At 67.2% G+C, this 25,525-nt stretch carries 21 protein-coding genes, 6 tRNA genes and 1 pseudogene; 15 read left to right on the top strand and 13 right to left on the bottom strand.

Features of this window, described 5'->3' with window-relative positions; translation table 11 throughout:
• The first annotated feature begins 2 nt into the window (after positions 1-2).
• From ACFJIX_RS25320 to ACFJIX_RS25285, 8 genes are all read left to right on the top strand, one after another.
• Positions 3-1,214 (top strand): O-succinylhomoserine sulfhydrylase, encoded by a 1,212-nt coding sequence (locus ACFJIX_RS25320; RefSeq protein WP_377161964.1) that lies wholly within the window; start codon positions 3-5, stop codon positions 1,212-1,214.
• On the top strand, positions 1,211-2,611 hold the full coding sequence (gene gltX / locus ACFJIX_RS25315) for a glutamate--tRNA ligase (RefSeq protein WP_377155385.1): 1,401 nt from the start codon (positions 1,211-1,213) through the stop codon (positions 2,609-2,611). The genes ACFJIX_RS25320 and gltX overlap by 4 nt, the downstream gene beginning before the upstream one ends.
• A 144-nt stretch (positions 2,612-2,755) precedes the next feature.
• Positions 2,756-2,831: transfer RNA gene (locus ACFJIX_RS25310), tRNA-Ala, on the top strand.
• 42 nt (positions 2,832-2,873) lie between these two features.
• A tRNA-Glu gene (locus tag ACFJIX_RS25305) sits at positions 2,874-2,949 on the top strand.
• A gap of 182 nt (positions 2,950-3,131) precedes the next feature.
• Positions 3,132-3,208: transfer RNA gene (locus tag ACFJIX_RS25300), tRNA-Asp, on the top strand.
• Positions 3,209-3,255: 47 nt separating this feature from the next.
• Positions 3,256-3,331, top strand: a tRNA-Ala gene (locus tag ACFJIX_RS25295).
• A 62-nt stretch (positions 3,332-3,393) separates the two neighbouring features.
• Positions 3,394-3,469 (top strand) — tRNA-Glu (locus tag ACFJIX_RS25290).
• Between the two features lie 102 nt (positions 3,470-3,571).
• A tRNA-Asp gene (locus ACFJIX_RS25285) sits at positions 3,572-3,648 on the top strand.
• 65 nt (positions 3,649-3,713) lie between these two features.
• On the opposite strand, the gene ACFJIX_RS25280 is transcribed toward ACFJIX_RS25285, so the two are convergent.
• On the bottom strand, positions 3,714-4,019 hold the full coding sequence (locus ACFJIX_RS25280) for a helix-hairpin-helix domain-containing protein (RefSeq protein ID WP_377155384.1): 306 nt from the start codon (positions 4,017-4,019) through the stop codon (positions 3,714-3,716).
• A gap of 17 nt (positions 4,020-4,036) precedes the next feature.
• Positions 4,037-4,714 carry a transcriptional repressor LexA gene (lexA, locus tag ACFJIX_RS25275; protein WP_377155383.1) on the bottom strand — a complete coding sequence of 226 codons (678 nt, stop codon included), beginning with the start codon at positions 4,712-4,714 and terminating at the stop codon, positions 4,037-4,039.
• Between the two features lie 138 nt (positions 4,715-4,852).
• Between lexA and ACFJIX_RS25270 the strand changes: the two genes are divergently transcribed.
• A complete protein-coding gene (locus tag ACFJIX_RS25270; RefSeq protein WP_377155382.1) occupies positions 4,853-5,764 on the top strand; it encodes an asparaginase in 912 nt (303 codons plus the stop codon).
• Between the two features lie 109 nt (positions 5,765-5,873).
• Here the strand turns inward: ACFJIX_RS25270 and ACFJIX_RS25265 are convergent, their stop codons facing one another.
• Together ACFJIX_RS25265 and ACFJIX_RS25260 are read right to left on the bottom strand one after the other, a co-directional pair.
• Positions 5,874-6,308 carry an organic hydroperoxide resistance protein gene (locus tag ACFJIX_RS25265; RefSeq protein WP_377155381.1) on the bottom strand — a complete coding sequence of 145 codons (435 nt, stop codon included), beginning with the start codon at positions 6,306-6,308 and terminating at the stop codon, positions 5,874-5,876.
• A gap of 49 nt (positions 6,309-6,357) precedes the next feature.
• A complete protein-coding gene (locus ACFJIX_RS25260) occupies positions 6,358-6,915 on the bottom strand; it encodes a MarR family winged helix-turn-helix transcriptional regulator (protein WP_377155379.1) in 558 nt (185 codons plus the stop codon).
• 283 nt (positions 6,916-7,198) lie between these two features.
• On the opposite strand from ACFJIX_RS25260, the gene ACFJIX_RS25255 reads away from it, so the two are divergent.
• On the top strand, positions 7,199-8,569 hold the full coding sequence (locus ACFJIX_RS25255; RefSeq protein WP_377155378.1) for a hypothetical protein: 1,371 nt from the start codon (positions 7,199-7,201) through the stop codon (positions 8,567-8,569).
• A 126-nt stretch (positions 8,570-8,695) separates the two neighbouring features.
• Here the strand turns inward: ACFJIX_RS25255 and ACFJIX_RS25250 are convergent.
• The 8 genes and pseudogenes from ACFJIX_RS25250 to queF form a co-directional block, all read right to left on the bottom strand.
• Positions 8,696-10,713 (bottom strand): annotated as a pseudogene (locus ACFJIX_RS25250) (ATP-binding cassette domain-containing protein).
• Positions 10,710-11,612, bottom strand: coding sequence for a 50S ribosomal protein L3 N(5)-glutamine methyltransferase (prmB, locus tag ACFJIX_RS25245; RefSeq protein WP_377155377.1), 903 nt, complete (start codon positions 11,610-11,612; stop codon positions 10,710-10,712). The pseudogene ACFJIX_RS25250 and the gene prmB overlap by 4 nt, the downstream one beginning before the upstream one ends.
• Positions 11,609-12,760: a succinyl-diaminopimelate desuccinylase gene (gene dapE / locus ACFJIX_RS25240; protein ID WP_377155376.1), complete on the bottom strand. Its 1,152-nt coding sequence runs from the start codon at positions 12,758-12,760 to the stop codon at positions 11,609-11,611. Before dapE ends, prmB begins: the two co-directional genes overlap by 4 nt.
• Before the next feature lie 32 nt (positions 12,761-12,792).
• Positions 12,793-13,959, bottom strand: a complete 1,167-nt coding sequence (locus ACFJIX_RS25235) for a PilT/PilU family type 4a pilus ATPase (protein ID WP_377155375.1) — start codon at positions 13,957-13,959, stop codon at positions 12,793-12,795.
• A 56-nt stretch (positions 13,960-14,015) separates the two neighbouring features.
• Positions 14,016-14,834 carry a 2,3,4,5-tetrahydropyridine-2,6-dicarboxylate N-succinyltransferase gene (dapD, locus tag ACFJIX_RS25230; RefSeq protein WP_377155374.1) on the bottom strand — a complete coding sequence of 273 codons (819 nt, stop codon included), beginning with the start codon at positions 14,832-14,834 and terminating at the stop codon, positions 14,016-14,018.
• A 59-nt stretch (positions 14,835-14,893) separates the two neighbouring features.
• Entirely contained in the window at positions 14,894-16,144 is a 1,251-nt protein-coding gene (dapC, locus tag ACFJIX_RS25225) for a succinyldiaminopimelate transaminase (protein WP_377155373.1), read from the bottom strand.
• Between the two features lie 65 nt (positions 16,145-16,209).
• Positions 16,210-16,635 (bottom strand): SET domain-containing protein, encoded by a 426-nt coding sequence (locus ACFJIX_RS25220; protein WP_377155372.1) that lies wholly within the window; start codon positions 16,633-16,635, stop codon positions 16,210-16,212.
• A 33-nt stretch (positions 16,636-16,668) separates the two neighbouring features.
• Complete coding sequence (queF, locus tag ACFJIX_RS25215) at positions 16,669-17,100, bottom strand: preQ(1) synthase (RefSeq protein ID WP_377161962.1); 432 nt, start codon at positions 17,098-17,100, stop codon at positions 16,669-16,671.
• Positions 17,101-17,414: 314 nt separating this feature from the next.
• On the opposite strand from queF, the gene smc reads away from it, so the two are divergent.
• From smc to ACFJIX_RS25195, 4 genes are all read left to right on the top strand, one after another.
• On the top strand, positions 17,415-20,927 hold the full coding sequence (smc, locus tag ACFJIX_RS25210) for a chromosome segregation protein SMC (protein ID WP_377155371.1): 3,513 nt from the start codon (positions 17,415-17,417) through the stop codon (positions 20,925-20,927).
• Positions 20,928-21,003: 76 nt separating this feature from the next.
• Positions 21,004-22,119, top strand: a complete 1,116-nt coding sequence (locus ACFJIX_RS25205) for a cell division protein FtsZ (protein ID WP_377155370.1) — start codon at positions 21,004-21,006, stop codon at positions 22,117-22,119.
• A 256-nt stretch (positions 22,120-22,375) separates the two neighbouring features.
• Complete coding sequence (locus ACFJIX_RS25200; protein WP_377155369.1) at positions 22,376-22,927, top strand: hypothetical protein; 552 nt, start codon at positions 22,376-22,378, stop codon at positions 22,925-22,927.
• Positions 22,924-23,604 (top strand): RES domain-containing protein, encoded by a 681-nt coding sequence (locus ACFJIX_RS25195; RefSeq protein WP_377155368.1) that lies wholly within the window; start codon positions 22,924-22,926, stop codon positions 23,602-23,604. Before ACFJIX_RS25200 ends, ACFJIX_RS25195 begins: the two co-directional genes overlap by 4 nt.
• Here ACFJIX_RS25195 and ACFJIX_RS25190 read toward each other — a convergent pair.
• Positions 23,601-24,272, bottom strand: a complete 672-nt coding sequence (locus tag ACFJIX_RS25190; protein WP_377161960.1) for a phosphoribosyltransferase — start codon at positions 24,270-24,272, stop codon at positions 23,601-23,603. The two genes, ACFJIX_RS25195 and ACFJIX_RS25190, sit on opposite strands and share 4 nt — an antisense overlap.
• Positions 24,273-24,489: 217 nt before the next feature.
• Between ACFJIX_RS25190 and ACFJIX_RS25185 the strand changes: the two genes are divergently transcribed.
• Positions 24,490-25,512, top strand: coding sequence for a Ku protein (locus tag ACFJIX_RS25185; protein WP_377155367.1), 1,023 nt, complete (start codon positions 24,490-24,492; stop codon positions 25,510-25,512).
• The last annotated feature ends 13 nt before the right edge of the window (positions 25,513-25,525 follow it).

The raw sequence follows: 25,525 nt of genomic DNA, 5'->3' as shown, positions 1-25,525 counted from the left end.
GCATCCCGCGCGTGGACCTGCCCGCCGACGTCCGGCTGGACACGCTCGCCGTTCGCGAAGGCCTGCCGCCGTCGCCGTGGGGCGAGAACTCGGAAGCGCTGTACCTGACCAGTTCCTTCGTGCATCCGGACGCAGCCACCGCCGCGCGCCGTTTCGCCAACGAGGAAGAGGCCTTCGTCTACAGCCGCTTCTCGAATCCCACGGTCATGATGATGGAGCGCCGGCTCGCCGCGCTCGAAGGCACCGAGGCCTGCATCGCGACTTCGTCGGGCATGTCCGCGATCATGCTGCTGGTCATGGGCCTGCTGAAGTCCGGCGACCACGTGGTGTGCTCGCGCTCGGTGTTCGGCTCGACCATCAAGCTGCTGCAGGGCGAGTTCGGCAAGTTCGGCGTCCAGACGACCTTCGTGTCGCAGACCGACCTGGCCGAGTGGAAGGGGACCCTGCAACCCAACACGAAGCTGCTGTTCGCCGAGACGCCGACCAATCCGCTGACCGAGGTCTGCGATGTCGCCGCGCTGGCGGAGATCGCGCACGCGCACGGCGCGCTGCTGGCCGTCGACAACTGCTTCGCCTCGCCCGCGCTGCAGCAACCGGCGAAGATGGGCGCGGACTTCATCATCCATTCCGGCACCAAGTACCTCGACGGGCAGGGCCGCGTCATCGCGGGCGCGATCTGCGCCTCCGCGAAGCACGTCGACGAGGTGTTCACCCCCGTGATGCGCTCGGTGGGCATGTCGCTGTCGCCGTTCAACGCCTGGGTCGTGCTCAAGGGCATGGAGACGCTGTCGGTGCGCATGAAGGCGCAGACCGCGAGTGCCGCCGTGTTGGCCGAATGGCTGGAGGCGCACCCCGGCATCGAGCGCGTGTACTACCCGGGCCTGAAGTCGCATCCGCAGCATGAGCTCGCGATGCGCCAGCAAGGCGGGCAGGGCGGGGCGGTCGTGTCCTTCATCGTGAAGAGCGGTGGCGAGGACGGCGGCCGCGCCGCGGCGTTCCAGGTGATCGACCAGACGCGCATCTGCTCGATCACCGCCAACCTCGGCGACACCAAGACCACCATCACGCATCCGGCCAGCACTTCGCACGGCCGGCTCACCGAGCCGCAGCGCCAGGCGGCCGGCATCACGCAGGGTCTGATCCGCGTCGCGGTCGGCCTGGAAGACATCGAAGACATCAAGGCCGACCTGGCCCGCGGTTTGAATTCCCTATGACGACTCCTTCCACCCCGGTCCGCACCCGCATCGCCCCGTCGCCGACGGGCTTCCTGCACCTGGGCACGGCGCGCACGGCGCTGTTCTCGTGGGCCTACGCGCGCCACCATGGCGGCGAATTCGTGCTGCGCATCGAGGACACCGACGTCGCGCGATCGACGCAGGATTCGGTCGACCAGATCCTGGCATCGATGCGGTGGCTGGGTCTCGAGTACGACGAAGGCCCGGTCTACCAGATGCAGCGCCTGGAGCGCTATCACGCGGTGATCGAACAGATGATCGCTGCCGGCACCGCCTACCGTTGCTACTGCTCGCCCGAGGAGCTCGCCGCGATGAAGGCGGGCCAGGAGGCGCGTGGCGAGAAGCGGCGCTACGACGGCACCTGGCGTCCGGAGCCGGGCAAGACGCTGCCCGCGATTCCCGCGGGCATCGAGCCGGTGGTGCGTTTCAAGAATCCGGTCGACGGCGACGTGACCTGGGACGACCTGGTCAAGGGACCGATCACGATCAACAACCGCGAGATCGACGACCTCATCCTGCTGCGTCCGGACGGCGTCCCGACCTACAACTTCGCGGTCGTGATCGACGACTGGGACATGAAGATCACCCATGTCTTCCGCGGCGATGAGCACATCAACAACACGCCCTGGCAGATCAACCTGTTCAACGCATTGGGCGCGGCGCTGCCGGCGTTCGGCCACATCCCGGTGATCCTGGGCGACGACGGACTGAAGCTGTCCAAGCGCCGCGGCGCGGTCAGCGTCACCGCGTATGAGGAGAACGGCTATCTGCCCGAAGCGATGCTGAACTACCTGTCGCGCCTGGGCTGGAGCCACGGCGACGACGAGCTCTACAGCGTGGCGCAGCTGGTGTCGTGGTTCGACGGCAGCCATCTCTCGAAGAGCCCCGCGCAATGGGATCCGGCCAAGCTGGAATGGGTCAACTCGCACTACATCAAGCTGGCCGATGACGCGCGTCTGGCGTCGCTGGTGGCGGTGCAACTTGGCAGGCGTGGCCTGGCCGCGCCGGAGCGCCTCGAAGCGATGTGCGCGCTGTTCAAGGATCGCTGCAGTACCACGGTGGCGCTGGCAGACTGGCTGGCGATGTATGTGTCGCCGGTGACGCCGAGCGAGGCGGACCGGGCCCAGCACCTGACCGATGCCGTGAAGCCGGCCGTGCTGGCGCTGGCGGACAAGCTCGACGCGCTGGCGAATTGGGACAAGGCGTCGATCAGCGCCGCGATCAAGGAAACGATCACGGCGCACGGCATCAAGATGCCGCAACTGGCGATTCCCGTGCGGGTGCTGGCCTGCGGTCGTTCGCAGACGCCGTCGGTGGATGCGGTGCTGGAACTTTTCGACAAAGAAATTTTGTTGAACCGCTTGCGTTCCGTTTAAAACTCGATCTATACTCTCGTTCTCGCTTGAACAGCGCGACGTTCGAAACGAACTTCGAAGCGGCAGACGATGAATTAAACGGGGAGCGCGAGCTCCCCGATGAAATTCAGAAAGCCGAAAAGAAGCCGGGTCGAATTCCCCGAAGGGGGTATAGCTCAGCTGGGAGAGCGCTTGCATGGCATGCAAGAGGTCAGCGGTTCGATCCCGCTTACCTCCACCAAACTTCAGTTTGCGTGGCGCGCGGTTCAAGGAAGAAGGTTCAGTCCCCTTCGTCTAGAGGCCTAGGACACCACCCTTTCACGGTGGCTACAGGGGTTCGAATCCCCTAGGGGACGCCAAGTTTCGAGCTTGGTTACTGACCAGAGATTGAACGAGAAAATCGAAAAATTCTTCGGAAATCGATTTGATCGTTGTCAAAATCAGGTACAGTAACGAAATCGACGCAGCGATGACGTCAAGTAATTGATGAAATCAAAGCAAGAAGAGTTTGATGCGACAGATCGAAAGGTCTTGAGTATCTGGAGTGGTAGTTCAGTTGGTTAGAATACCGGCCTGTCACGCCGGGGGTCGCGGGTTCGAGCCCCGTCCACTCCGCCAACAAAGTTGAGACTCGGGCGGCGTACCGATTCGATGCGAAAGCATTCGGGGGTATAGCTCAGCTGGGAGAGCGCTTGCATGGCATGCAAGAGGTCAGCGGTTCGATCCCGCTTACCTCCACCAGAACGCCTTCGGGTGTGACGGTTGCAAGGTACGCGCAGTTCGAGTCAAAACAAGCAGGTCCTGTCCCCTTCGTCTAGAGGCCTAGGACACCACCCTTTCACGGTGGCTACAGGGGTTCGAATCCCCTAGGGGACGCCAAGTTTGACAAGGCTTGGCTGCATCGCGGTTCTGTATAGAACTGATTGCTTGCAGCAGAACTTGTTCGCAAATGATATCGATGCACTCAATAGCGTCGTATCTGGAGTGGTAGTTCAGTTGGTTAGAATACCGGCCTGTCACGCCGGGGGTCGCGGGTTCGAGCCCCGTCCACTCCGCCAACATTAAAACCCTGTCGATGCAAATCGGTAGGGTTTTTTCTTTGGTCGTCGCTTCTGTTCTTCAATCAGATATCCGGATACTCGCGCTTGCGCTGCGCCGTATAACTCCACCAATCACGGGGAGGGCCGCCGTTCATGAAATCGACGGCGGCCATATAAGTATCCAGGACGCACGGGTCATGCCGCTGACCGGTGAGTTTGCAAATCCGCTTATACAGCGCGAAGGCATCGGCGCCCACGAGATCCATCGGCTGATGAATCCCCATCAACTCGAAATCCCGCACCATCGCCGGTCCGATGTCGGGAATCTGCCGCAGAGACGCGCATTCGGCGGCCGAGGCTGCTTTGCTGTGCGTCTTTCGCGCGCTCATGAGGGGGATGGCGGCGCTCAGTGAAAGCCGCCGGAACGGATCAGACCGACTGCCAGGCCTTCGATCGCAAACTCCTCATCGGGGGTGACCTCGATCGGTTGGAAGTCCGGGTTCTCCGGCAGCAGGCGAATGCCGTCGGCATGGCGCTGAAAGCGCTTCACGGTGACCTCTTCACCGATGCGCGCCACGACGACCTGGCCGTTGCGCGCCTCGCTGATCTTCTGAACGGCGAGCAGGTCGCCGTCCATGATGCCGATGTCCTTCATGCTCATGCCTTTGACGCGGAGCAGGAAGTCGGGCGCCTTCGAGAACATCGAGGGGTCGACGCTATAGTGCTGCTCGACATGTTCCTCGGCGAGGATCGGCGCGCCGGCAGCGACGCGGCCCACGAGCGGCAGCGTCAACTGTGCGAGGCTCGCCAGCGGCAGCGCGAACTGGCTGTGCTCCCGGGCGCGATTGACCTGACGCAAGGCGGTCGACGGCAGGCGGATGCCACGTGCGGTACCGCCGACCAACTCGATGACGCCTTTTCGCGCCAGAGCCTGCAGGTGTTCCTCGGCCGCATTCGCGGACTTGAATCCCAGTTGCTGCGCGATCTCCGCGCGGGTGGGCGGCGAGCCGGTGCTCTCGATGCTGTCGCGGACCAGATCGAAGATCTGCTGTTGCCGGGCAGTGAGTTTGGGCGGTGTATCCACGAGCAAGCCTTTTTTCCATTGAGGACCGGATGTCGAGAACGCGGCGACCCTGATGGTTCAAAAGCCGCCTGAGAATTCATCCAGCATCTGGATTTTTATACAGGAGACGAGAAATTGCAAAGTGTGGCCCAGACCCTCGTGATCATCGGCACCGGCGGGACCATCGCCGGGGCCTCCGGCAGTGCGACGGATAACGTCGGCTACAAGGCCGGCTCGCTGTCGGTCGAGTCGCTGGTGAGCGCGGTACCGGCGTTGGCGTCGAAGGCGCTCGAGGCTGAGCAGCTGGCTCAGCTCGACAGCAAGGACATGGATCACGCGACCTGGGCGCGACTCGCGCGTCGGGTGCGGGAGCATCTGGATCGCCCCGAGGTCCGCGGCATCGTGATCACGCATGGCACCGACACGCTCGAGGAGACCGCTTACCTGCTGCAACGCGTGCTCGCGCCGGAGAAGCCGGTGGTCCTGACGGCCGCGATGCGCCCGGCCACGGCCATCCAGGCGGACGGTCCGCAGAACCTGCTGGATGCGGTGGCTGTTGCCGAAGCCGAAGGCGTGCGCGGCGTCGTCGCGGTCGTGGCGGGCCAGGTGTGGTCCGGGTTGGAGCTGCGCAAGACGCACAGCTATCGCCTGAACGCCTTCGAGGCGGGGCCCGACGCCGGTCCGCTGGCCGTGGTGGAGGAGGGGACGTTGCGCCGTTTCCGCGACTGGCCGCAAGGCGAGGCGTTGGGTGTGGGTCTGCTTCCCGAAGACGCGTCGCGGTGGCCTTGGGTCGAGGTGCTCGGCAGCCACGCCGGCTCGGAAGTGCGTTCACTCGACGCGTGGCGTGCGGCAGGGCTCCAGGGGCTGGTGCTGGCCTGCACCGGGAACGGCACGCTGAATCGTGCGCTCGACGCGCCGGTGCAGGCGTTGAAGGACGCCGGCGTCCCGGTCTGGCGTACGACGCGTTGCGCGCAGGGGCGCATCGTCGGTGCGTCCGACGAGCCCGCGGCCGCGCTATCGCCCTGGACGGCGCGCATCGAGTTGATGCTCACGTTGCTGCGCCCGCGCTGATCTCATCGGGCCAAAGAATGTGCGCCAAAGAAGGCGCGCCAACGAAAAGCGCCGGCATTGCCGGCGCTTTTTTTCCATCGAGAGTCCGGAACGAGCCGGACCCGGATGATCAGACGATCGTCAGCGTGACGTCGATGTTGCCGCGCGTGGCGTTCGAGTACGGGCAGACCTCATGGGCTTCGGCGACCAGCTTCTCCAGCGCGGCGCGGTCCATGCCCGGCACGGAGATCTTCATCGACACGGCGATGCCGAAGGCGCCCGGCTTGTTGGCGTGGGGGCCGATGCCGACTTCGCTGGTGATCGAGACTTCGGCCGGCAGCGCGACCTTGTTGCGACCCGAGACGGCCTTCATCGCGCCGATGAAGCAGGCCGAGTAGCCCGCTGCGAACAGCTGTTCCGGGTTGGTGCCGGGGCCGCCGCCGCCGCCGAGTTCCTTCGGCGTGGACAGATCGACCTTCAGCGCGCCGTCGGACGATTGCGCGGTGCCTTGACGGCCGCCAGTGGCGGTGGCGGTGGCGGTGTAGAGGGCTTTTTCGATGGCCATGTGAGGCTCCTTGGTGGTGATGGGTGAGGGGTGAACGGACAACTCGGGGTCAGGTCTCGCCATCCCCGTCGACAGTGACGGGATCGGCGGGATCGCGTGCCAGATGGGTCAGTACATTGGCTCGCAATTCATGCAGGCGTCTTGTCAGCGACTCCAGTTCGGCGGGACCGCAGGCGCTGGCGCAGGCCAGTTGTTCGGGGATGGCGACGGCTTGCTCACGCAGTGCGCGGCCGGCGGGCGTCAGGTGGATCTCGACGCGGCGCTCATCGGCCATGGCGCGGCGGCGTTCGATGAGGCCGTTCGATTCCAGGCGTTTCAGCAGCGGCGTCAGCGTGCCGGAGTCCAGGTTCAAGCGTTGCCCCAGATCGGAGACGCTCGGGCCGTCGGTCTCCCACAGCACCAGCATCGCCAGGTATTGCGGATAGGTCAGGCCCAGGGGAGCCAACAGCGGCTTGTAGAGCTTCGTCATCGCCAGCGAGGTCGAATAGAGCGCGAAGCACAGCTGAACATCCAGCTTCAGCCAGTCCGTGCCCGCGGGCACCGGCTGGGCGCGGGTCGGGGCCGGGGCGGCAGCGACCTGCGGTTTGAAGCGCTTTGTGTTCGGCATGGGCTGAACTATAGCGAGCAATTAAATTGCTCGCAATTGAAATGGTCTTTATCTTCCATTGTTGAAGCCGACTATCGGGTGCGTTCCACAGGCCGCATGGAATGTCATAGCTTGCGGGATTACCCGGATTCCGAGCGGTGGGGGAAACCCGAGACACTGCGCGCGCCTCGACGAGGCGACAGCGACGCAACGCAAGGATCCTCACGAGGTCCGTGACGTCGGTGCAACCGGAAAAGCGGCATGGCGGCAGAGCCTGGGACCATGCCTATTCACAGGGAGTTTCATGAACACGTACCTCCAGCGGCGCTTGCCGCGCGTGCTCGCATGCCTGCTCGGCAGCGCCGCCGCCGCGATCGCCCAGACGACTACCGTCGTCGACAACACCTCGGCCGGCTTCACTGCTGGCTATGCATGGACGTCGAGCACTGCGGGCTCGCCGACTTTCGCAGGCGCGAACCACCTCGTGGCCAGCGGGCTGAGCAACATCATCGACAACACCTCGCCCAACTTCTCCACGATTGGCAATTGGTCGACGTTGACGGACGGCACCGGGATCTACGGAACGAACTACCTGTCGGCCCCGATGTCGTCGCGTTCAATCTATCGCTATCCCGCCGTGGTCGCCGACAACCGCTCCAACTCGGTCTACCGGTTCAACAACATGTGGGCGGCGGGCACGACCTTGTCCGGCTACTACGGCCAGGACTACGCCTACATCGAGCCCAACTTCGTCAACTATCCGAAGATCGTTCAGTACGAGGTGGACATCTTCAATCAGGGTGGGATTTCTGGAAGCCGGCAGATGACGCTGTCTGCGCATTGGCCGACGTCGTCGACCAACGCCACGAATACGGTGTTCCGTGTGCGTACCTATGGCGGCGCGCTCCTCGCTCAATACACCGTCAACCAACGCCAGAGTTCGGGCGAGTGGAAGCTGCTGGGGCCTGCGTTCACGGCCTCGTACGAGTCGCAGCTGAGGATCGAGGTCGATGCTACCAACGCGGATGGCCGCGTGATCGCGGACGCGATCCGGTTGGACACGGTGGACTCCGTGCCCGTTAACACCGCCAGATGGCAGTTGCCCTCCAACGGGCCGAGTGGCACGCAGGACGTCTATGCGCGTTGGCCCGAGGGCGGGCTCAACGGTCTGGCGGTGTGGACGGCAGTGGGCGGCAACGGCAGCAGCAAGCCGGTCCTCACCTATCAAAGCCAGATCGGCGGTCGCTGGATCAAGGTCGGCGAGGCGAGTCTGAGTGGTCCCCAATCGAACGCGGTCCTGCTCGAGGAATCGACCCTCAACGGGGGGCATTTGGCTGCGGACGCGATCGCCTATGTCCCGCAGAGCAGCTTCCCGTCTGCGCAGTGGTTCTTCAATACAGGGGGGGCGCCGACGGACATCTACGTCCAATGGTCGGCCGACGCTTCACGCGCGCCGGATGCCCGGTACATCGTCACCACGTATCTCGGATCCTCCTGTGCAGTGGTCGAGCGTGCGATCACGGTCGATCAGCGCGATGCGGGTGCCGCCACCGGAACCTACCTGGGGCGGTTCACGTCGGACCGCAGTTGCCCGGCGGAGACGAAGGTCGAACTGATGCCTGGCAACGGCGTGGGCACGCTGTCGGCGGACGCGGTCCGGTTCGTCACATTCTGACGGTTGATCCCGACCGCGTTCTGAACTGCGATGGTGCCGGCCTAGGCCGCGAACGTCTGCGCACAGTGGTCGGCTGATGATTCGACGCGACCTTCGTCAGCCTCTGACGAAGCAAAGGCGACGGACTCAGCCCGTCGCCTGGATCGCGTCCACCTGCTCGCTGAGCTCCAGCCACCGCAGTTCCGCGGCCTCGATCTCGTCGCCGATGGCCTTCAGGCGCTTGCCGGCGTCCGCGATCTGCGCGGGCGTCTGGCCCGCGCCCGACAGCTGCGCTTCCAGCGCGGCGCGTCGTCCGCCCACGCCTTCATGCGGGCGTCGATCTGCTCCATCTCCTTGCGCAGCGGGCGCGTCTGCTCGGACAGCTTCTGACGGGCCTGGCCGCTGAGCTTGCGGTCCTCGCGCTTGACGGGCGGGCGGCGCCACCGGCACGGCGGCCACGGGCGCCGCTGCCACGGCCACAGGGGCCGGCGCAGGGGCGGCGGCCGCGCTGCTGGCGCGCGCGCTGCGCAGGGCCTGCTTGGCCTCTTCCTTGGCGAGTTTCGCGGCCTCCTTGGACCGATCCAGCAGCCAGCGCTGGTAATCGTCCAGGTCGCCGTCGAAGGGCGCCAGCTTGCCGTCGGCCACCAGCCAGAACTCGTCGCAGACCTCGCGCAGCAGCGCGCGGTCATGGCTGACCAGCATGACGGTGCCCTCGAACTCGTTGAGCGCCATCGACAGCGCCTCGCGCGTCTGCAGGTCCAGGTGGTTGGTCGGTTCGTCCAGCAGCAGCAGGTTGGGGCGCTGCCAGACCAGCATCGCCAGCACCAGCCGCGCCTTCTCGCCGCCCGACAGGCTGCCCACGTCCTGGTTCACCATGTCGCCGACGAAGCGGAACTGGCCGAGGAAGTCGCGCAGCTCCTGCTCGCGGGCGTTCGGGCTGACCTCCTTGGCCAGGCGGATCATGTGCATCAGCGGGCCTTCATCAGGCCGCAGCACGTCCATCTCCTGCTGCGCGAAGTAGCCGATCGACAGGCCCTTGCCCTCGGTGATCGTGCCGCCCATCGCGCGCTGCATGCGCGCCACCGTCTTCACGAAGGTCGACTTGCCCTGGCCGTTCGCGCCAAGGATGCCGAAGCGCTGGCCGGCGAGCACCGAGCGGTCGATGCCGCGCACGATGACCTTCTCGCCTTCGTCGGTGTCGTAGCCGACGGACACGGTGTCGAACATCAGCATCGGATTGGGCAGGTTCAGCGGCTCGCGGAACTCGAAGCTGAAGTCCGACGCCGTCAGCACCGGCGCGAGGCGCTCCATGCGCTCCAGCGCCTTCACGCGGCTCTGCGCCTGCTTGGCCTTGCTGGCCTTGGCCTTGAAGCGGTCGATGAACTTCTGCAGATGCGCCATGCGCTCCTGCTGCTTGCTGAAGGCCTGCTGCTGCTGGAGCATGCGCTCGGCGCGCATCGACTCGAACGCGGTGTAGTTGCCGCCGTAGCGGTACAGCTTCGCATCGTCCAGATGCAGCGTGACCTTGGTGATCGCGTCCAGGAATTCGCGGTCATGGCTGATGATGATCATCGTGCCTTCATAGCGCTGCAGCCACGCTTCCAGCCAGACCAGGGCGTCCAGGTCCAAGTGGTTCGTGGGCTCGTCCAGCAGCATCAGGTCGGACGGGCACATCAGCGCGCGCGCCAGCTGCAGCCGCATGCGCCAGCCGCCGGAGAAACTGTTGACCGGCGCATCGACCTGCGCGCCCTTGAAGCCCAGGCCCATCATCAGCGCCTGCGCGCGGGCGGGGGCGTCGAGGCTGCCGGCGTCCATCAGCTGCGCGTAGGCATCGGCGATGGCGTGACCGTCGTCGGCGGCTTCGGCCTCGGCCAGGGCCTGGCGCGCGGCCATCAGGCGGACGTCCCCTCCAGCACGAACTCGGTGGCCGGCATGTCGGTCTCGGGCATGTGCTGCGCCACTTCGGCGAGCGCCCAGTGGCGCGGGATCTCCACGTCGCCCTTGTCGCTGTGCAGGCGGTCGGTCAGCAGCGAGAACAGGCTGGACTTGCCCGCGCCGTTGCGGCCGACGAGGCCGACCTTCTCGCCGGGTTGCAGCACGACGCTCGCGTCATCGAGAACGACCTTGGTGCCGCGGCGCAGCACGATGTTGCGCAGCGTGATCATGGGGAAACTCCTTGTTCGTCGTCATCGCCGAAGCCCGCGGCGACCAGCGCCTCGCGGGTCAGCAGCAGGACCTGGTCTTCGCCGGCGGAGGTCTCCAGCCAGGCGGATTCAAGTTGAGGGAAGGCAGCCTCGAAGAAGGCGCGCTCGTTGCCGATCTCCAGGACCAGCACCGCGTGCGGCGTCATCTGCGCGGGGGCGTCGGACAGCAGCGTGCGGATGAAGTCCATCCCGTCGGCGCCGCCCGCGAGGGCGAGTTCGGGCTCGGCGCGGTACTCGTGCGGCAGCGCCGCCATCGAGGTGCTGTTCACGTACGGCGGGTTGCACAGGATCAGGTCGTAGGGACCCTGCGCCGGCGCGAGGCCGTCGCCCTGCAGCAGCCGGATGCGATCGCCGAGCTGATGACGCTCGACGTTGATCGCCGCCACGGCGAGCGCCTCGGCGCTCAGGTCGATGGCGTCGACCGCCACATCGGGCCAGGCCATCGCGGCCAGCACGGCCAGGCTGCCGTTGCCGGTGCACAAGTCCAGCACGCGGGTGGTCTGGTCCGACAGCCACGCGTCGATGGTCGCGTCGGCCAGCAGCTCGGCAATGAAGCTGCGCGGCACGATGGCGCGCTCATCGACGTAGAAGGGCACGCCCTGCAGCCACGCCTCGCGCGTCAGGTAGGCGGCGGGCTTGCGCGTCGCGATGCGTTCGGCGACCAGTGCCTCGACCTTCGTCCGGCCAGCGTCGTCGACGGCGTCGGCCTCGTGCTCGTCCAGCGCGTCCAGCGGCAGGTCCAGCGCCCACAGGCCCAGCCAGGCGGCCTCGTCGAAGGCGTTCGTCGTGCCATGCCCAAACGAAACGCCCGCCTCACGGAGGCGGGCGGCCTGGGCCTCGATCAATTCCAACAGCGTCACAGCAGCAGATTCTCCAGGGTGCGTCGGTAGATGCGCGTCAGCGGCGCGATCTGGTCCAGCGGCACGTATTCGTCGATCTTGTGGATGCTCGCATTGAGCGGTCCGAATTCCACCACCTGCGGGCAGAGCTTGGCGATGAAGCGGCCGTCCGAGGTGCCGCCGGTCGTGGACAACTCGGCGGTCACGCCGGTCTCGGCCTCGATGGCAGCGCCGATCGCCGCCGACAGCTCGCCCACCGGCGTCAAGAAGGGCTCGCCGGACAGCGTCCAGTCCAGCGTGTACTCGAGGCCGTGGCGGTCCAGCAGCGCATGCACCCGCTGGCGCAGAGCCTCCGGCGTCGATTCGGTCGAGAAGCGGAAGTTGAAGTCCACCACCATCTCGCCCGGGATCACGTTGCCGGCGCCGGTGCCGGCGGCGATGTTGGAGATCTGGAAGGTCGTCGGCGGGAAATAGGCGTTGCCGCGATCCCAATCGCTCGCGGCCAGTTCGGCCAACGCCGGCGCGGCCTGGTGGACCGGGTTGCGCGCCAGATGCGGGTAGGCGACGTGGCCCTGCACGCCGATCACGCGCAGCTTGCCGGAGAGCGAGCCGCGCCGGCCGTTCTTGACGGTGTCCCCGAGGCGCTCGACGGAGGTCGGCTCGCCGACGATGCAGTAGTCGAGCCGCTCGCCGCGTGCGCGCAGGCGCTCGACGCAGACCACCGTGCCGTCACGCGCCGGGCCTTCCTCATCGCTCGTCAGCAGGAAAGCGACGCTGCCGCGATGGTCGGGATGCATCGCGGCGAAGTCTTCCGCGGCGACGACCATCGCCGCCAGCGAGGTCTTCATGTCGGCCGCGCCGCGCCCGTACAGGCGGTCGCCGCGCACGGTCGGGACGAAGGGATCGCTGCTCCACTTCGCGAGGTCACCGGTGGGCACGACGTCGGTGTGGCCGGCGAAGACCAGCAACGGACCGTCCGCCGACTGCCCGCGGCGCACGGCCCACAGGTTGCTGACGCGGAAGTCGTCCGGCCCGCTGTCCATGCGCTCGAGCGTGAAGCCCGCCCCGGCCAGCCGCGCGCCGATCAATTCCAGGCACCCGGCATCGGCCGGCGTGACCGACGGGCGGGCGATCAACTGCTCCAGCAGCGCGAGGGTCAGGTCGTCCATCGGTCGGTGGGATCGTGTGTGCGGCGCGGGCCTCAGCCCGGCTGCACGTCCAGCGTGATGGAGGTGAAGTTGGCGGTGTCCTCGGCCGGTTCTTCCCGCTTCGGTGCGCCGGGGCCGCCGGGCTTGACGCCGGGGCCGTCGTTCTGCAGACGCCAGAGCAGGTTGGTCGGCGAGTCGGCAAAGGCCAGACCTTCCTCGCGGGTGATCGTGCCCTCGGTGATGAGGCGGGCGAAGTGTTCCTCGAAGCTCTGCGAGCCCTCGGCCATCGACTTCTCCATCGCCTCCTTGACGCCGGCGAAGTCGCCTTGCTCGATCAGCTCGGCGACGAGCTTGGTGTTCAGCAGGATTTCCGTGACCGGCACGCGGCCGCCCGCGGCGGCGCGCACCAGGCGCTGCGAGACCACCGCCTTCAGGCCGGCGCCCAGGTCGTTCAGCATCGCCGGACGCGATTCCGGCGTGTAGAAGGACATGATCCGGTTGAGCGCGTGGTAGCTGTTGTTGCCGTGCAGCGTGGCGACGACCAGGTGGCCCGACAGCGCGTACGAGATCGCGGCGGTCATCGTTTCGCGGTCGCGGATCTCGCCGATCAGGATGCAGTCCGGCGCCTGGCGCAGCGCGTTCTTCAGCGCGATCTGCAGCGACGCGGTGTCGCGGCCGACCTCGCGCTGATTGACCAGCGAGCGCTTGTTGGTGAACAGGTATTCCAGCGGATCCTCGATCGTGAGGATGTGGCCGGTCATCGTCTGGTTGCGGTGCTCCAGCATCGACGCGAGCGTGGTGCTCTTGCCGGTGCCGGTCGCGCCGACCATCAGGATCAGGCCGCGCTTCTCGGTGATCAGCTTGGCCAGGATGGGCGGCAGGCCCAGGCTGTCCAGCGTCGGGATGACGTGCGGGATGTGCCGGAACACCGCCGCGATCGAGCCGCGCTGGCGGAAGCCCGACAGCCGGAAGCTGCCGACCTTGGGGATGGAGACCGCCAGGTTGAGCTCGCCGTTGGTGTCGAGCTCGGACATGTGCTGCGGGTCGACGACCTCGGAGATCAGCGCGCGCGGCTGGGCCGGGGTCAGGAGTTGATCCGACAGCTGCAGCATCTGCCCGTTGATCCGGATCAGCACCGGCATGTTGGCCGACAGGTAGGTGTCGGATGCGCCCTTCTCGGCCATCAGGCGCAGGATGCGCTCCATGTTTCCCGTGCTCATGCGGTCTCCTCCGGACGGATGATCTTCTTCAGCGTGGCGTCGTGAGGCTCGTGGGCTCAGGCGCGCAGCAGTTCGTTGATGGACGTCTTCGCGCGGGTGCCGGCGTCGACCTTCTTCACGATGATGGCGGCGTACAGGCTGTACTTGTCGTTCTTCGGCAGGCTGCCGCTGATGACGACCGAGCCCGCCGGGACGCGGCCGTACGAGACGGTGTCCGTCTCGCGGTCGTAGATCGGGGTGCTCTGGCCGATGTAGACGCCCATCGAGATCACCGAGTTCTCCTCGACGATCACGCCCTCGACGATCTCCGAGCGGGCACCGATGAAGCAGTTGTCCTCGATGATGGTCGGGTTGGCCTGCAGCGGCTCCAGCACGCCACCGATGCCGACGCCGCCGGACAGGTGGACGTGCTTGCCGATCTGGGCGCAGGAGCCGACGGTGGCCCAGGTGTCGACCATCGTGCCTTCGTCGACGTAGGCGCCGATGTTCACGTAGGACGGCATCAGCACGACGTTCTTCGCCATGAAGCTGCCGCGGCGGGCGACAGCCGGAGGCACGACGCGCACGCCGGCGGCGCGCAGCTGCTCGTCGGTCTGGCCGCCGAACTTGGTCGGGACCTTGTCGAAGAAGGTCATGTCGCCGGCGCCCATCTGGCGGTTGTCGTTCAGGCGGAACGACAGCAGCACGGCCTTCTTGACCCACTGGTGCACGGTCCATTCACCGACGGCCTTGCGTTCGGCCACGCGCAGCGTGCCGGCGTCCAGGGCGGCGATCACCTCGTCCACCGCCGCGCGCACTTCGGGGCTGTTGGCGGAGGTCAGGTTGGCGCGGCCTTCCCAGGCGAGGTCGATGATCGATTGCAGGTCTTGCGTCATGGTGCGGGGATGTGTTCGAGGGGATGCGGGGAGAGCGGTGTGAGTGAAGCCGTGAACGGTCAGGGCGACGGTTGAAGCTGCTTCACGAAGTCGACGATGCGGCGGGCGGCTTCCAGGCATTCGGCCTGTTCGGCCACCAGCGCCAGGCGGATGCGGCCGGCGCCGGGGTTGATGCCGTGGGCGTCGCGGGCCAGCAGGCTGCCGGGCAGAACGCCGACATTGTATTGAGCGAGCAGGCCCTGGGCGAAGCCAATATCGTTACCGTCTGGCACGGCCGCCCACAGGTAGAAACCCGCGTCGGGCAGGGCGACGTCGAGGACCTCGGCCAGCAGCGGCGTGACGGCGGCGAACTTGGCGCGGTACTGCGCGCGGTTGGCGACGACGTGATCCTCATCGTTCCAGGCTGCGATGCTCGCGGCCTGGATCAGCGGGCTCATGGCCGAGCCGTGATAGGTCCGGTACAGCAGGAAGCGCTTGATCCACGCGGCGTCGCCGGCGACGAAGCCCGAGCGCATGCCCGGCACGTTGGAGCGCTTGGACAGGCTGGTGAACGCGATCAGGTTGCGGAAGTCCGGCCGGCCGAGCCGCGCGGCGGCCTGCAGGCCCGACAGCGGCGCGGCGTCGGGGCCGTCGCGGAAGTAGATCTCGGAGTAGCACTCGTCCGACGCGATCACGAAGCCGTGCCGGTCGCTGAGTTCGAAGAGCGTCTTCCACTCGGACAGCGGCATGACCGCACCGGTGGGGTTGCCCGGCGAGCAGACGTACAGCAGTTGCGTGCGCGACCAGGTCGCCTCGTCGATCCGCGACCAGTCGGCGGCGAAGTTGCGCGCCGGGTCGGAGTTCGCGAAGGCCGGCGTCGCGCCGGCCAGCAGCGCGGCGCCCTCGTAGATCTGATAGAACGGATTGGGGCAGACGACGGTCGCGCCGGGGCGGGACGGATCGATCACCACCTGCGCGAGCGCGAACAGCGCCTCCCGCGAACCGTTGACCGGCAGGATCTGCGTGGCGGGATCGAGCGCCAGCGCATAACGCCGCTGCAGCCAGCCTGCGATGGCTTCGCGCAGCTTGGGTTCGCCGGCGGTGGCGGGGTAGCTCGACAGGCCCTGGAGGTTGGCCATCAGCGCGTCCTCGACCAACTTCGGCGCCGGGTGTTTCGGCTCGCCGATGCCGAGCGAGATCGGCCGGAACTCGGGGTTCGGAACGATGCCCTGGGTCAGGGCGCGCAACCGCTCGAACGGGTAGGGGTTCAGCAGCGCGAGCCTCGGGTTGACCGGCGGGCTGACCGGAGGCGAAACAGGGGTGGAACTCATGCGCGGAATCATAGGGGGACCGGGATCCGCTGCCGGTACTTACATCGACAACGCAGGCTTGCCGATCAGAGTGAACCTCGACATCCCGGCGCGCCACAGCGGCAGGCCAGGCGTCCCTCGTGATGGGTCAGGCCGTAGTCGACGGTGATCTCGTCGCCCGGGCCGAGATCGCGCAACGCGAAGAAGCTGATCTCGCCGTCCTCGACCTGGATGCGGGCATTCGGCTGGCAGCTGTGGTTCGTGAACCGCATCGCGTCCTGCGAGCGGCTCGCGTCGATCGCCCGTGCCGGTGACAGTTCCACCAGCATCAGCCGTTGGCTTTCCTGCGCGCGGCGGCGCGCCTCGGCGACGGTGATCGACTCGCCGGTCAGCAGGCCCAGCCGCGTGCCGGCGGGGATGGCCTCGGCCGCGAACACGCCGTAGCCGTCGATGCGGCTGCGCTTGAGCGCGACCGCGACGAACTGCGTGTCCGTGTCGTAGGCCAGGGCCATCCGGTGCCGTTCGGCGAGGTTCCGCGCAGCCGCTCAGCGCAGCAGGCCGCTCTCGAAGCCGTGCGCGGGCAGGTCCACCGCCGGCAGCGGCTTCCAGCCCTTCTTGCGGTGCTCGGTCACGACGTTCGTGTAGATGCCGCCGCGGACGTACCACTTCGCGGTGATGCGGATGAAGCGCGGGTTCGTGACCTTCACGATGTCCTCGAGGATGGTGTTGGTCACCTTCTCGTGGAATGCGCCCTCGTCGCGGTAGCTCCAGAAGTACATCTTCAGGCTCTTGAGCTCGACGCAGTACTGGTCCGCGATCATGTCGATCGTGAAGTGCGCGAAGTCCGGCTGGCCGGTCAGCGGGCAGTGGCAGGTGAACTCGGGGATCTGGAACTGGATGACGTAGTCGCGCTCCGGGGCCGGGTTGGGGAAGACATGGATCTCCTTGCTCGGGCGGCTCGGCGGATTGGGCGGCATGTCGCGCATCTTGGGCGGGACGGCCGTGTCAGCCTTCGCGGCCTTGATCGGTGCGACCATCTTCAGCTTCGAAGCCTTCAGTGCCTTGGTGGAGGACGCGGTCGACGCGGGCTTGACGGGGGTGTTCTTGGCCATGGGCGGGGGATGAATGCGGGTGGCGGCCGGGTCGCTGCTTCAGAGGGCGGCGGCGGCCGGAATGCGAAGGGCGCGATGGTATCATCCGCCGCGATCGAGCGCCCCGTCAAGGGGCGTTTCCACAATCAAATCAAAGGCTTAGATCACGTGACGGCTGCGACGGCCGGTGATCCCACCCGATGCGACTGAACTCGATCAAGCTCTCGGGCTTCAAGTCCTTTGCCGATCCGACGACCTTCCAGCTGCCCGGGCAGCTGGTCGGCGTGGTCGGCCCCAACGGCTGCGGCAAGTCCAACATCATGGACGCGGTGCGCTGGGTGCTAGGCGAAAGCAAGGCCAGCGAACTGCGCGGCGAGTCCATGCAGGACGTGATCTTCAACGGCTCGGGCAACCGCAAGCCGGCCAGCCGCTCCAGCGTGGAACTGGTGTTCGACAACACCAGCGCCCGCGCCGGCGGCCAGTGGAACCAGTTCACCGAGATCGCCGTCAAGCGCGTCCTGACCCGCGACGGCACCAGCAGCTACTTCATCAACAACCAGCCGGTGCGGCGCCGCGACGTGCAGGACGTGTTCCTGGGCACCGGTCTCGGCCCGCGCGCCTACGCCATCATCGGCCAGGGCACGATCAGCCGGATCATCGAATCCAAGCCCGAGGAACTGCGCATGTTCCTCGAGGAGGCCGCCGGCGTCTCGAAGTACAAGGAACGCAGACGCGAGACCGAGCTCCGCCTGCGCGACACGCGCGAGAACCTGACCCGCGTCGAGGACATCCTCCGCGAGCTCAACAACAACCTCGAGAAGCTGGAGCGCCAGGCCGAGGTCGCCGCGAACTACCGCAACCTGCAGGAGCAGGGCACGCTGAAGCTGCACCAGCTGTGGTTCCTGAAGCATCGGGATGCGGCGGGCGAGGCCACGCGGGTCAAGACCGAGCACTCGGAGGCGGTCAACGCGCTCGAGGCCCGGATGGCCGAGCTGCGCCAGCTCGAGGCCGAGCTGGAGACCATCCGTCAGGCCCACTACGGCGCCGGCGACGAACTGCACGCCGCGCAGGGCCGCATGGCCGAGGCGCAGATGGAGGTCAGCCGGCTCGAGGAGCGCATCCGCTACGTCGTCGAAGGCCGCCAGCGGCTGGAGCAGCGCCTGGTCGAGCTGCAGGCGCAGAACCAGCAGTGGCAGGACCGCGCCGAGCAGGCGCAGGTCGAGCTCGAGGACGTCGCCACCCAGATCGCCCAGGCCGAGGAGCAGAGCGAGGTCCTCGCCGCCCAGGCCGAGGAACAGGCGATGAAGTTGCCCGAGGTCGAGGACCAGGTACGCGCCGCGCAAGGCCGCGCCAACGAGCAGCGCACGCAGGTGACGCAGGTCCAGCAGCAGATCCAGGTGCTGGCCGCGGAGAGCCGCAGCGTCGACGAGCAGCTCAAGGGCCTGCGCGGCCGCCGCGAGCGCCTCGCGCAGGAGCGCCAGGGCCTGGCGGCGCCGCAGCACGACAAGCTCGACGAGGTGAAGCGCCTGTCGGTCGCCGCCGATGAACAGCAGGCCGTCGCCGACGCGCGTCTGGCGGAACTCGCCGAAGCCGCGCCCGCCGCCGACGAGGCCCGCCAGCACGCGCAGCGCGAATCGCAGCAGCAGGCCGCGAGGCTGACGGACATCGTCGCCCGCCTGACCGCGCTGCGCGCGCTGCAGGAGAAGGTGCAGACCGAAGGCAAGCTCAAGCCCTGGCTGGCCAAGCACGGCCTTCAGGACATCAAGGGCCTGTGGACGCAGCTGCACATCACGCCGGGCTGGGAAAACGCCCTCGAGGCCGCGATGCGCGAGCGCATGGGCGCGCTCTCGGTCGGCCGGCTGGAGACGGTGCAGGCCTTCGCGTCCGATCCGCCGCCGGCGCGGCTGGCGTTCTATTCGCTGCCCAACGGCGAGATCGTCAACACGCATCGCGCGCTGTCGCCGCTGAGCGACCTGCTCAAGCTGGAGTCCAACGGCCTGAAGGCGCTGCTGAACGACTGGCTCGAAGGCATCTACACGGCGGAGTCCATCGGCGACGCGCTGGCGCAGCGTCCGAAGCTGACCCATGGCGAGCTGATCATGACCCGCGACGGCCACGCGGTGAGCCAGTTCGCGGTGAGCTTCTACGCGCCCGACAGCGAGACCGCCGGCCTGCTGGCCCGTGCGCAGGAGATTGAGAACCTCGAGCGCGAACAGCGCGCGCAGACCCTGATCGCCGACGAGTCGCGCGCCCAGGCCGTGCGCGCCGAAGCGAGCTACACGGACGCGTCGCAGCGGCTGGCCGTGGTGCGCCGCGAGGCCTCGGAAACGCAGGCCCGCGCGCATCAGCTGCAGGTCGAGTTGCTGCGCCTGGCGCAGCAGACCGAGGCCGCCGTCGCGCGCCGCACGCAGCTCGACGACGAACTCGGCGAGATCGACGCGCAGCACGAAGCGCTGATGGAACGCCGCATGGAAGGCGAGGCGCGCTTCGAGGAACTGGATCTGCAGCTCGCGACGACGCAGGAGAAACATGCCGAGCTCGACGAGTCGGTGATCAACGCCGAGCGCAAGCTGACCGAGGCCCGCGAGCATCAGCGCGTGCTGGAGCGCCGCGCGCAGGAGGCGGTCTTCAGCGCCCGCGCGCTGGCGGCCAAGCGCGGCGAACTGCAGCGCGGCATCGAGACCTCGCGCCAGCAGGTGCAGGTCAACGAGCAGACGGTGCAGAGCATGGCGCAAGAGCGCGCCGAGCTCGACGACGCCGCCGCGCAGGCCGGCCTGCAGGACGCGCTGGCGCTGAAGATGGAGCGCGAGCAGGCGCTGGCCGTCGTTCGCGCCAACTACGACGACCTCAGCCAGCGCCTCAAGCGCAGCGAAGAGCAGCGCATGACGATCGAACGTGCGCTCGAGCCGCTGCGCGAGCGCATCACCAAGCTGCAGCTCGACGAGCAGGCGGCCGCGCTCGGCGGCCAGCAGTTCATGGAACAGCTGGTGGCGCAGAACGTCGACCTGGAGGCGCTGGCGAAGGGCGTCGAGGACGGCGGCGTCAAGCTCTACGGCCTGCAGGGCGAGATCGACCGCATCAACCGCGACATCGCGGCGCTGGGCGCGGTGAACCTGGCGGCGCTCGACGAGCTGGGCGCGGCGCGCGAGCGCAAGACCTTCCTCGACTCGCAGATGGCCGACCTCACCAGCGCGATCACGACGCTGGAGGACGCGATCCACAAGATCGACCTGGAGACGCGCGACCTGCTGGGCTCGACCTTCACCCAGGTCAACGAGCATTTCGGGCGCATGTTCCCGAGCCTGTTCGGCGGCGGCCAGGCCAAGCTGGTCATGACCGGCGACGAGATCCTGGACGCCGGCGTGCAGGTGATGGCGCAGCCGCCGGGCAAGAAGAACTCGACCATCCACCTGCTGTCGGGCGGCGAGAAGGCGCTGACGGCGATCGCGCTGGTGTTCGCGATCTTCCAGCTGAATCCGGCGCCGTTCTGCCTGCTGGACGAGGTGGACGCGCCGCTGGACGACGCGAACACGGAACGCTACGCGCGGCTCGTGCAGGAGATGAGCAAGATCACGCAGTTCCTGTTCATCTCGCACAACAAGATCGCGATGGAGATGGCCCGTCAGCTGATCGGCGTGACGATGCAGGAGCAGGGCGTGTCGCGCATCGTGGCGGTGGACATGGAATCCGCGCTGGCGATGGCCGAGCAATGAGGATGACGACGGTGATCGCGGCGCACGAAGCGCACGAGGCGCACGAGGCGCGCGGGGCCGCAGGAGCAAATGAGCGATGACGACGGACTGGAACCTGACGACGCTGTTGGCCGCGCTGGGCGGCGTGGTGCTGGTGGGGCTGCTGGCGCAGGGCTGGTGGAGCGCGCGCAAGGCGGGCCCGCGGCGCGCCGAGCCGATCGTGCCGGCGGGCGACCGCCAGGAGCCCAGCCTGGGCGCTGGTGGCGCCGCGACGGGCCAGTCGCCGGTCACGCTGGACGGCACGGCCGACGGCGAGGCGGTGGACTCGCGCACGATGGATCTGCGCACGCTGGACGAGACGGTGCCGGCGATGGCGCGGGCACGCAAGGCGTCGACGCGGATCGACGCGCTGATCGACGCGATCGCGACGATGACGCCGGAGTCGCCGGTGAGCGGCGAGATGGCGCTGTCGCACCTGCCGGGCAGCCGGCGCGCGGGCACGAAGCCGTTCCACATCGAAGGCCTGAACGCGGACAGCGGCGAGTGGGAACTGCCGCATCCGGGCCAGCGCTACGGCGAGTTCCAGGCGGGGCTGCAGATGGCCAACCGCAGCGGGGCGCTCAACGAGATCGAGTACTCGGAGTTCGTGCAGAAGATCCAGGGCTTCGCGGACGGCATCGGTGCGATGCCGGAGTTCCCGGACATGCTGGACGTCGTCGGCCGGGCGCGTGAGCTCGACCAGTTCGCGGCGGGCCACGACGCGCAGCTGGCGATCGTGCTGAAGGCGCGTGGCGCGGCGTGGACGCTGGGCTTCGTGCAGCAGGGGGCGCTGCGGCACGGGTTCGTGCCCGGATCGATTCCCGGCCGGCTGGTGATGCCGGCGGCCGAGGAGGGCGCGCCGCCGCTGCTGACGCTGAACTTCGATGCCCAGGCGGCCCTGGCGGAAGACCCGCAAGCCTCGGCGCTGCGGGAACTGACGCTGTCGCTGGACGTGCTGCAGACGCCGGAGGCGCTGGAGCCGTTCGCGACCTGGCAGGAATCGGCGCGCAACCTGGCCCGCGACTTCGAGGCCGACCTCTGCGACGACCGCAACCAGATCCTGAACCTGCATGCGTTCCAGTCGATCGGACAGGAACTGTCGGAGCTCTACAAGTCCCTGGCCGCGCGCGATCTCGCCGCGGGCAGCGCGGTGGCGAGACGCCTGTTCAGCTGATCGCCGAACGCGCCTTCGAATGAGCAACGGGCACCCGCAAGGTGCCCGTTGCTCATTCCGGCAGGCGGTCTGGGCGCCGCCGACCGGCCCACTTGGACGACCAGGCGCAAATTCGTGTCATCGGGACTCCGCGTTCATCTAGGTCGCTGGCCCGTTCGCAGAACTTTCAGTCATGGCGTGACAAGCGCACCATCGGCACAGTGAAGACGTGTGTGTTGATGGACGTGTACCCGGCAACGGGCACGGTGTTGAAGTGATGGAAATTCTCGAACCCGCGGCAAGCAGGCCGCGTCCATGGATGGCGCCTGCAGCCAACGCAGCGCTTACCCTTCCGACCGAGCCCGCTCCCGAGGTTGATCCGAACGTGTTCCTCCTTGCCACGACGTTCGGCTCCAGGGAACAACTGGCCGCGCTGCTGAAGGTCGACCCCGATGTCGTCACGAAGTTGGAGACTGCCCGGCAAGTCATCAGCTTCGTGGCGGCATCCCAGTCCTACCCGCTCTTCGGTCTCTTCCAGGCATTGCCAGGCGTGGCCGGAGCACCGTTGCGCTCGATACTGGGTCGATTCTTCGAGGCGATCGACGCCGGCGACGCATGGATGGACTCGCGGGATATCGGGTCCTTCTTTCGCGTGCCAACGCGCATGCTCGCCTGGGCGACGCCGCTGGAAGTGCTCCTCGGGCATCGTTTGTACGATGCATTGCCGGAGCGCGAGGCCAGTTGGCTCTTCCTGCAATCGCCGGAGTTTCGGCTCGGGTCAGTGCTCGGGGCAGTCAAGGACGAACTGCAGCATCGGAGGGTCCGATGACATCCACCCAGAAGTGGCTCGGCGTACCTCTGTTCAACGGCCGGGAGTTGGACCTGGAACTGGTTGATCCCGGCACTGTCACGCTGATTCGTGCCTACGATCATCCCGATGCCGACTGGAATCCACCTCCGGCTCGATTTCGAAACAATCATATCGATCCGCCCGTCGGTCACGAGAATGAATTTGCGGTGCTCTACACGGCATCCAACGTCCAGTCGTGCGCGACGGAAGTCCGCGCCCTGTTCTGGGACTGCTGGTCCAATCAGATTTTCTGGAAACCCTCTGTGGCCACACAACTTCGTGTTGTCCGATTCAGGATGCGGCAGCCGGGGCTCTTCATACCCATCGATGGGCCGAACCGTCATGTTCTCGGTCTCGAAGGCAAACTTGAGCCGGGCTACGAGTCGTCGCGCCGAATGGCGCTCGAGCTCTTCCGTCGATATGGCCATCTCGTGCATGGCCTGAGCTATGAATCGTTCCACCGCTTCCAGCCTGGCCGGGTGTATGCCATCTGGCATTCGCGCAAGGAGGAGATGGATTTGCAGCCAAGTGTGGAGCGCCCACGACTTGGAGATGATGTCGAGTTCCAAGCCTTTCTGGCCGCACACCCCTTCATCCAGCCTTTGGGAGAGGCCAGTCCGCTCACCTGGGGTGAGCTACATGAACTGGTCGCTTAATCCCTGGCCGTCGTCGACAGCTCGGGTGCGGTCGCCAACAACCGCCGCACCTCCTCATCCGTCGTCTGCTCGAACCGCTCGTACCACTGCCCGACGGAGCGGAAGCGCTCCGGCGTCCGCGCGCAGATGACCTCGTCCGCGTTCTGCGTGATCAGGTGGCAGGTCTCCGCCGACGACACCGGCACCGCCACGACGATCCTCGCCGGCCGCAATTCCCGCAGCGCCTGCACGCCCGCGCGCATCGACGCGCCCGTCGCCATGCCGTCGTCCACGAGGATCACCTGTCGGCCGTCGACCGGTGGCATCGGCCGGTCGCCGCGATAGAGCTTCTCGCGCCGGTGCAGCTCGCGCGTCTCGGCGCGGGTCACGAGGTCGATCGCGGAATAACTGATCGCCAGCTGCTGCAGCACCTGCGTGTTGAGGACGCGCACGTCGCCCGAGGCGATGGCGCCCATGGCGTACTCGGGCTGTCCGGGCAGGCCCAGCTTGCGCACGACCAGGATGTCCAGCGGCGCTTCCAGCGCCCGCGCGATCTCCGCCGCCACCGGCACGCCGCCGCGCGGCAGCGCCAGCACCGTCACATCGTCGCGATGCGCGTAGGCCGTCAGACGGCTCGCCAGTTGTCGGCCCGCATCGCGCCGATCCAGGAATCGCTGCTCAACAGCCATCAGCAACCGGGCACGTGACTCCGGATCGGGGACGTCGGAGGAGGGGCGGACAAGCAGCATGGCGTGGGCTTCCGGGGACATGATGGCCTCGCAACGGCGGTGTTTCCATCCCCAGGACAGAGCAAGCCGGATGCCCGTGCCGGCGTGGCCTCCCTCGGTTCACGGGCGCGCGATTTGCCGATGAGTGGATTCCATCGAATCCGCCGTCGAGGTCCCCATGCCCAGCAGAACCACCTCCACGTCCTCCACGGGCAGCCGCAAACCGGCCCCGCGCCCGGCCAGTCGGAGCACCTCCGGCGCGAGCCGCAAGCGCGCTTCCAATGCCGACCGGGCGTCGCCCGCAAAGGCGGCGCACCCCAAGGCCCGGGGCAAATCCGCCGACGCGGCGTCGACCCGGGGCGACAGCGACGACGCTCCCGCCGCGCGCCGCGCGATCTGGAAGGGCGCGATCAGCTTCGGTCTGCTGCACGTGCCGGTGGCGCTGTATCCGGCCTCCCGGGACCAGCGCGTCGACTTCGACTGGCTCGACAAGCGCACCATGGACCCGGTCGGCTACAAGCGCATCAACAAGCGCACCGGCAAGGACATCGACAAGACGCAGATCGTCAAGGGCGTGAAGCAGGAGAACGGCGACTACGTCCTGGTCTCCGACGACGAGATCCGCAAGGCCTATCCGACCACCACGCAGACCATCGAGATCGAGACCTTCGTCCCCGCGACCCAGGTGTCCTTCGTCTACCTGGAAAAGCCGTACTACCTCGAGCCCATCGGCAAGTCCGGCAAGGTCTACGCGCTGCTGCGCGAGGCGATGGCGGACGCCGGCCTCATCGCGATCGCACGGCTGGTGATCCACAGCAAGGAACACCTGGCCGCGCTGCTGCCCGCGGGACCGGCGCTGATGATCGGCATGCTGCGCTGGGCCAACGAGATCCGCCCCTGCGACGACCTCGACCTGCCCGCCGAGGGCAAGTCGGCGCATGGCTTCAAACCCGCCGAACTGCAGATGGCGCGCCAGCTGATCGACGAGATGAGCAACGACTGGCACCCCGAGGACTACCACGACGAGTTCACCGCCGCGATCCGCGCGCTGATCGCGCGCAAGGTCGACGAGGGCGAGACGGAGACCGTCACGCCGCTCGAGGCCGCGCCCGAATCGGCGGGCGAGGGCGGCAACGTCGTCGACCTCACCGAGCTGCTGCGCCGCAGCCTCGGCGGGAAGTCGAAGAAGAAGGCGGCCTGAGCGCCGCGGACAA

It is taken from the genome of Roseateles sp. UC29_93 (genome assembly GCF_042695725.1).
Lineage (GTDB): Bacteria > Pseudomonadota > Gammaproteobacteria > Burkholderiales > Burkholderiaceae_C > Roseateles > Roseateles noduli_A.
Note: the sequence above shows the minus strand (reverse complement) of the source record. Positions and strands in the feature narration are given on the sequence as shown.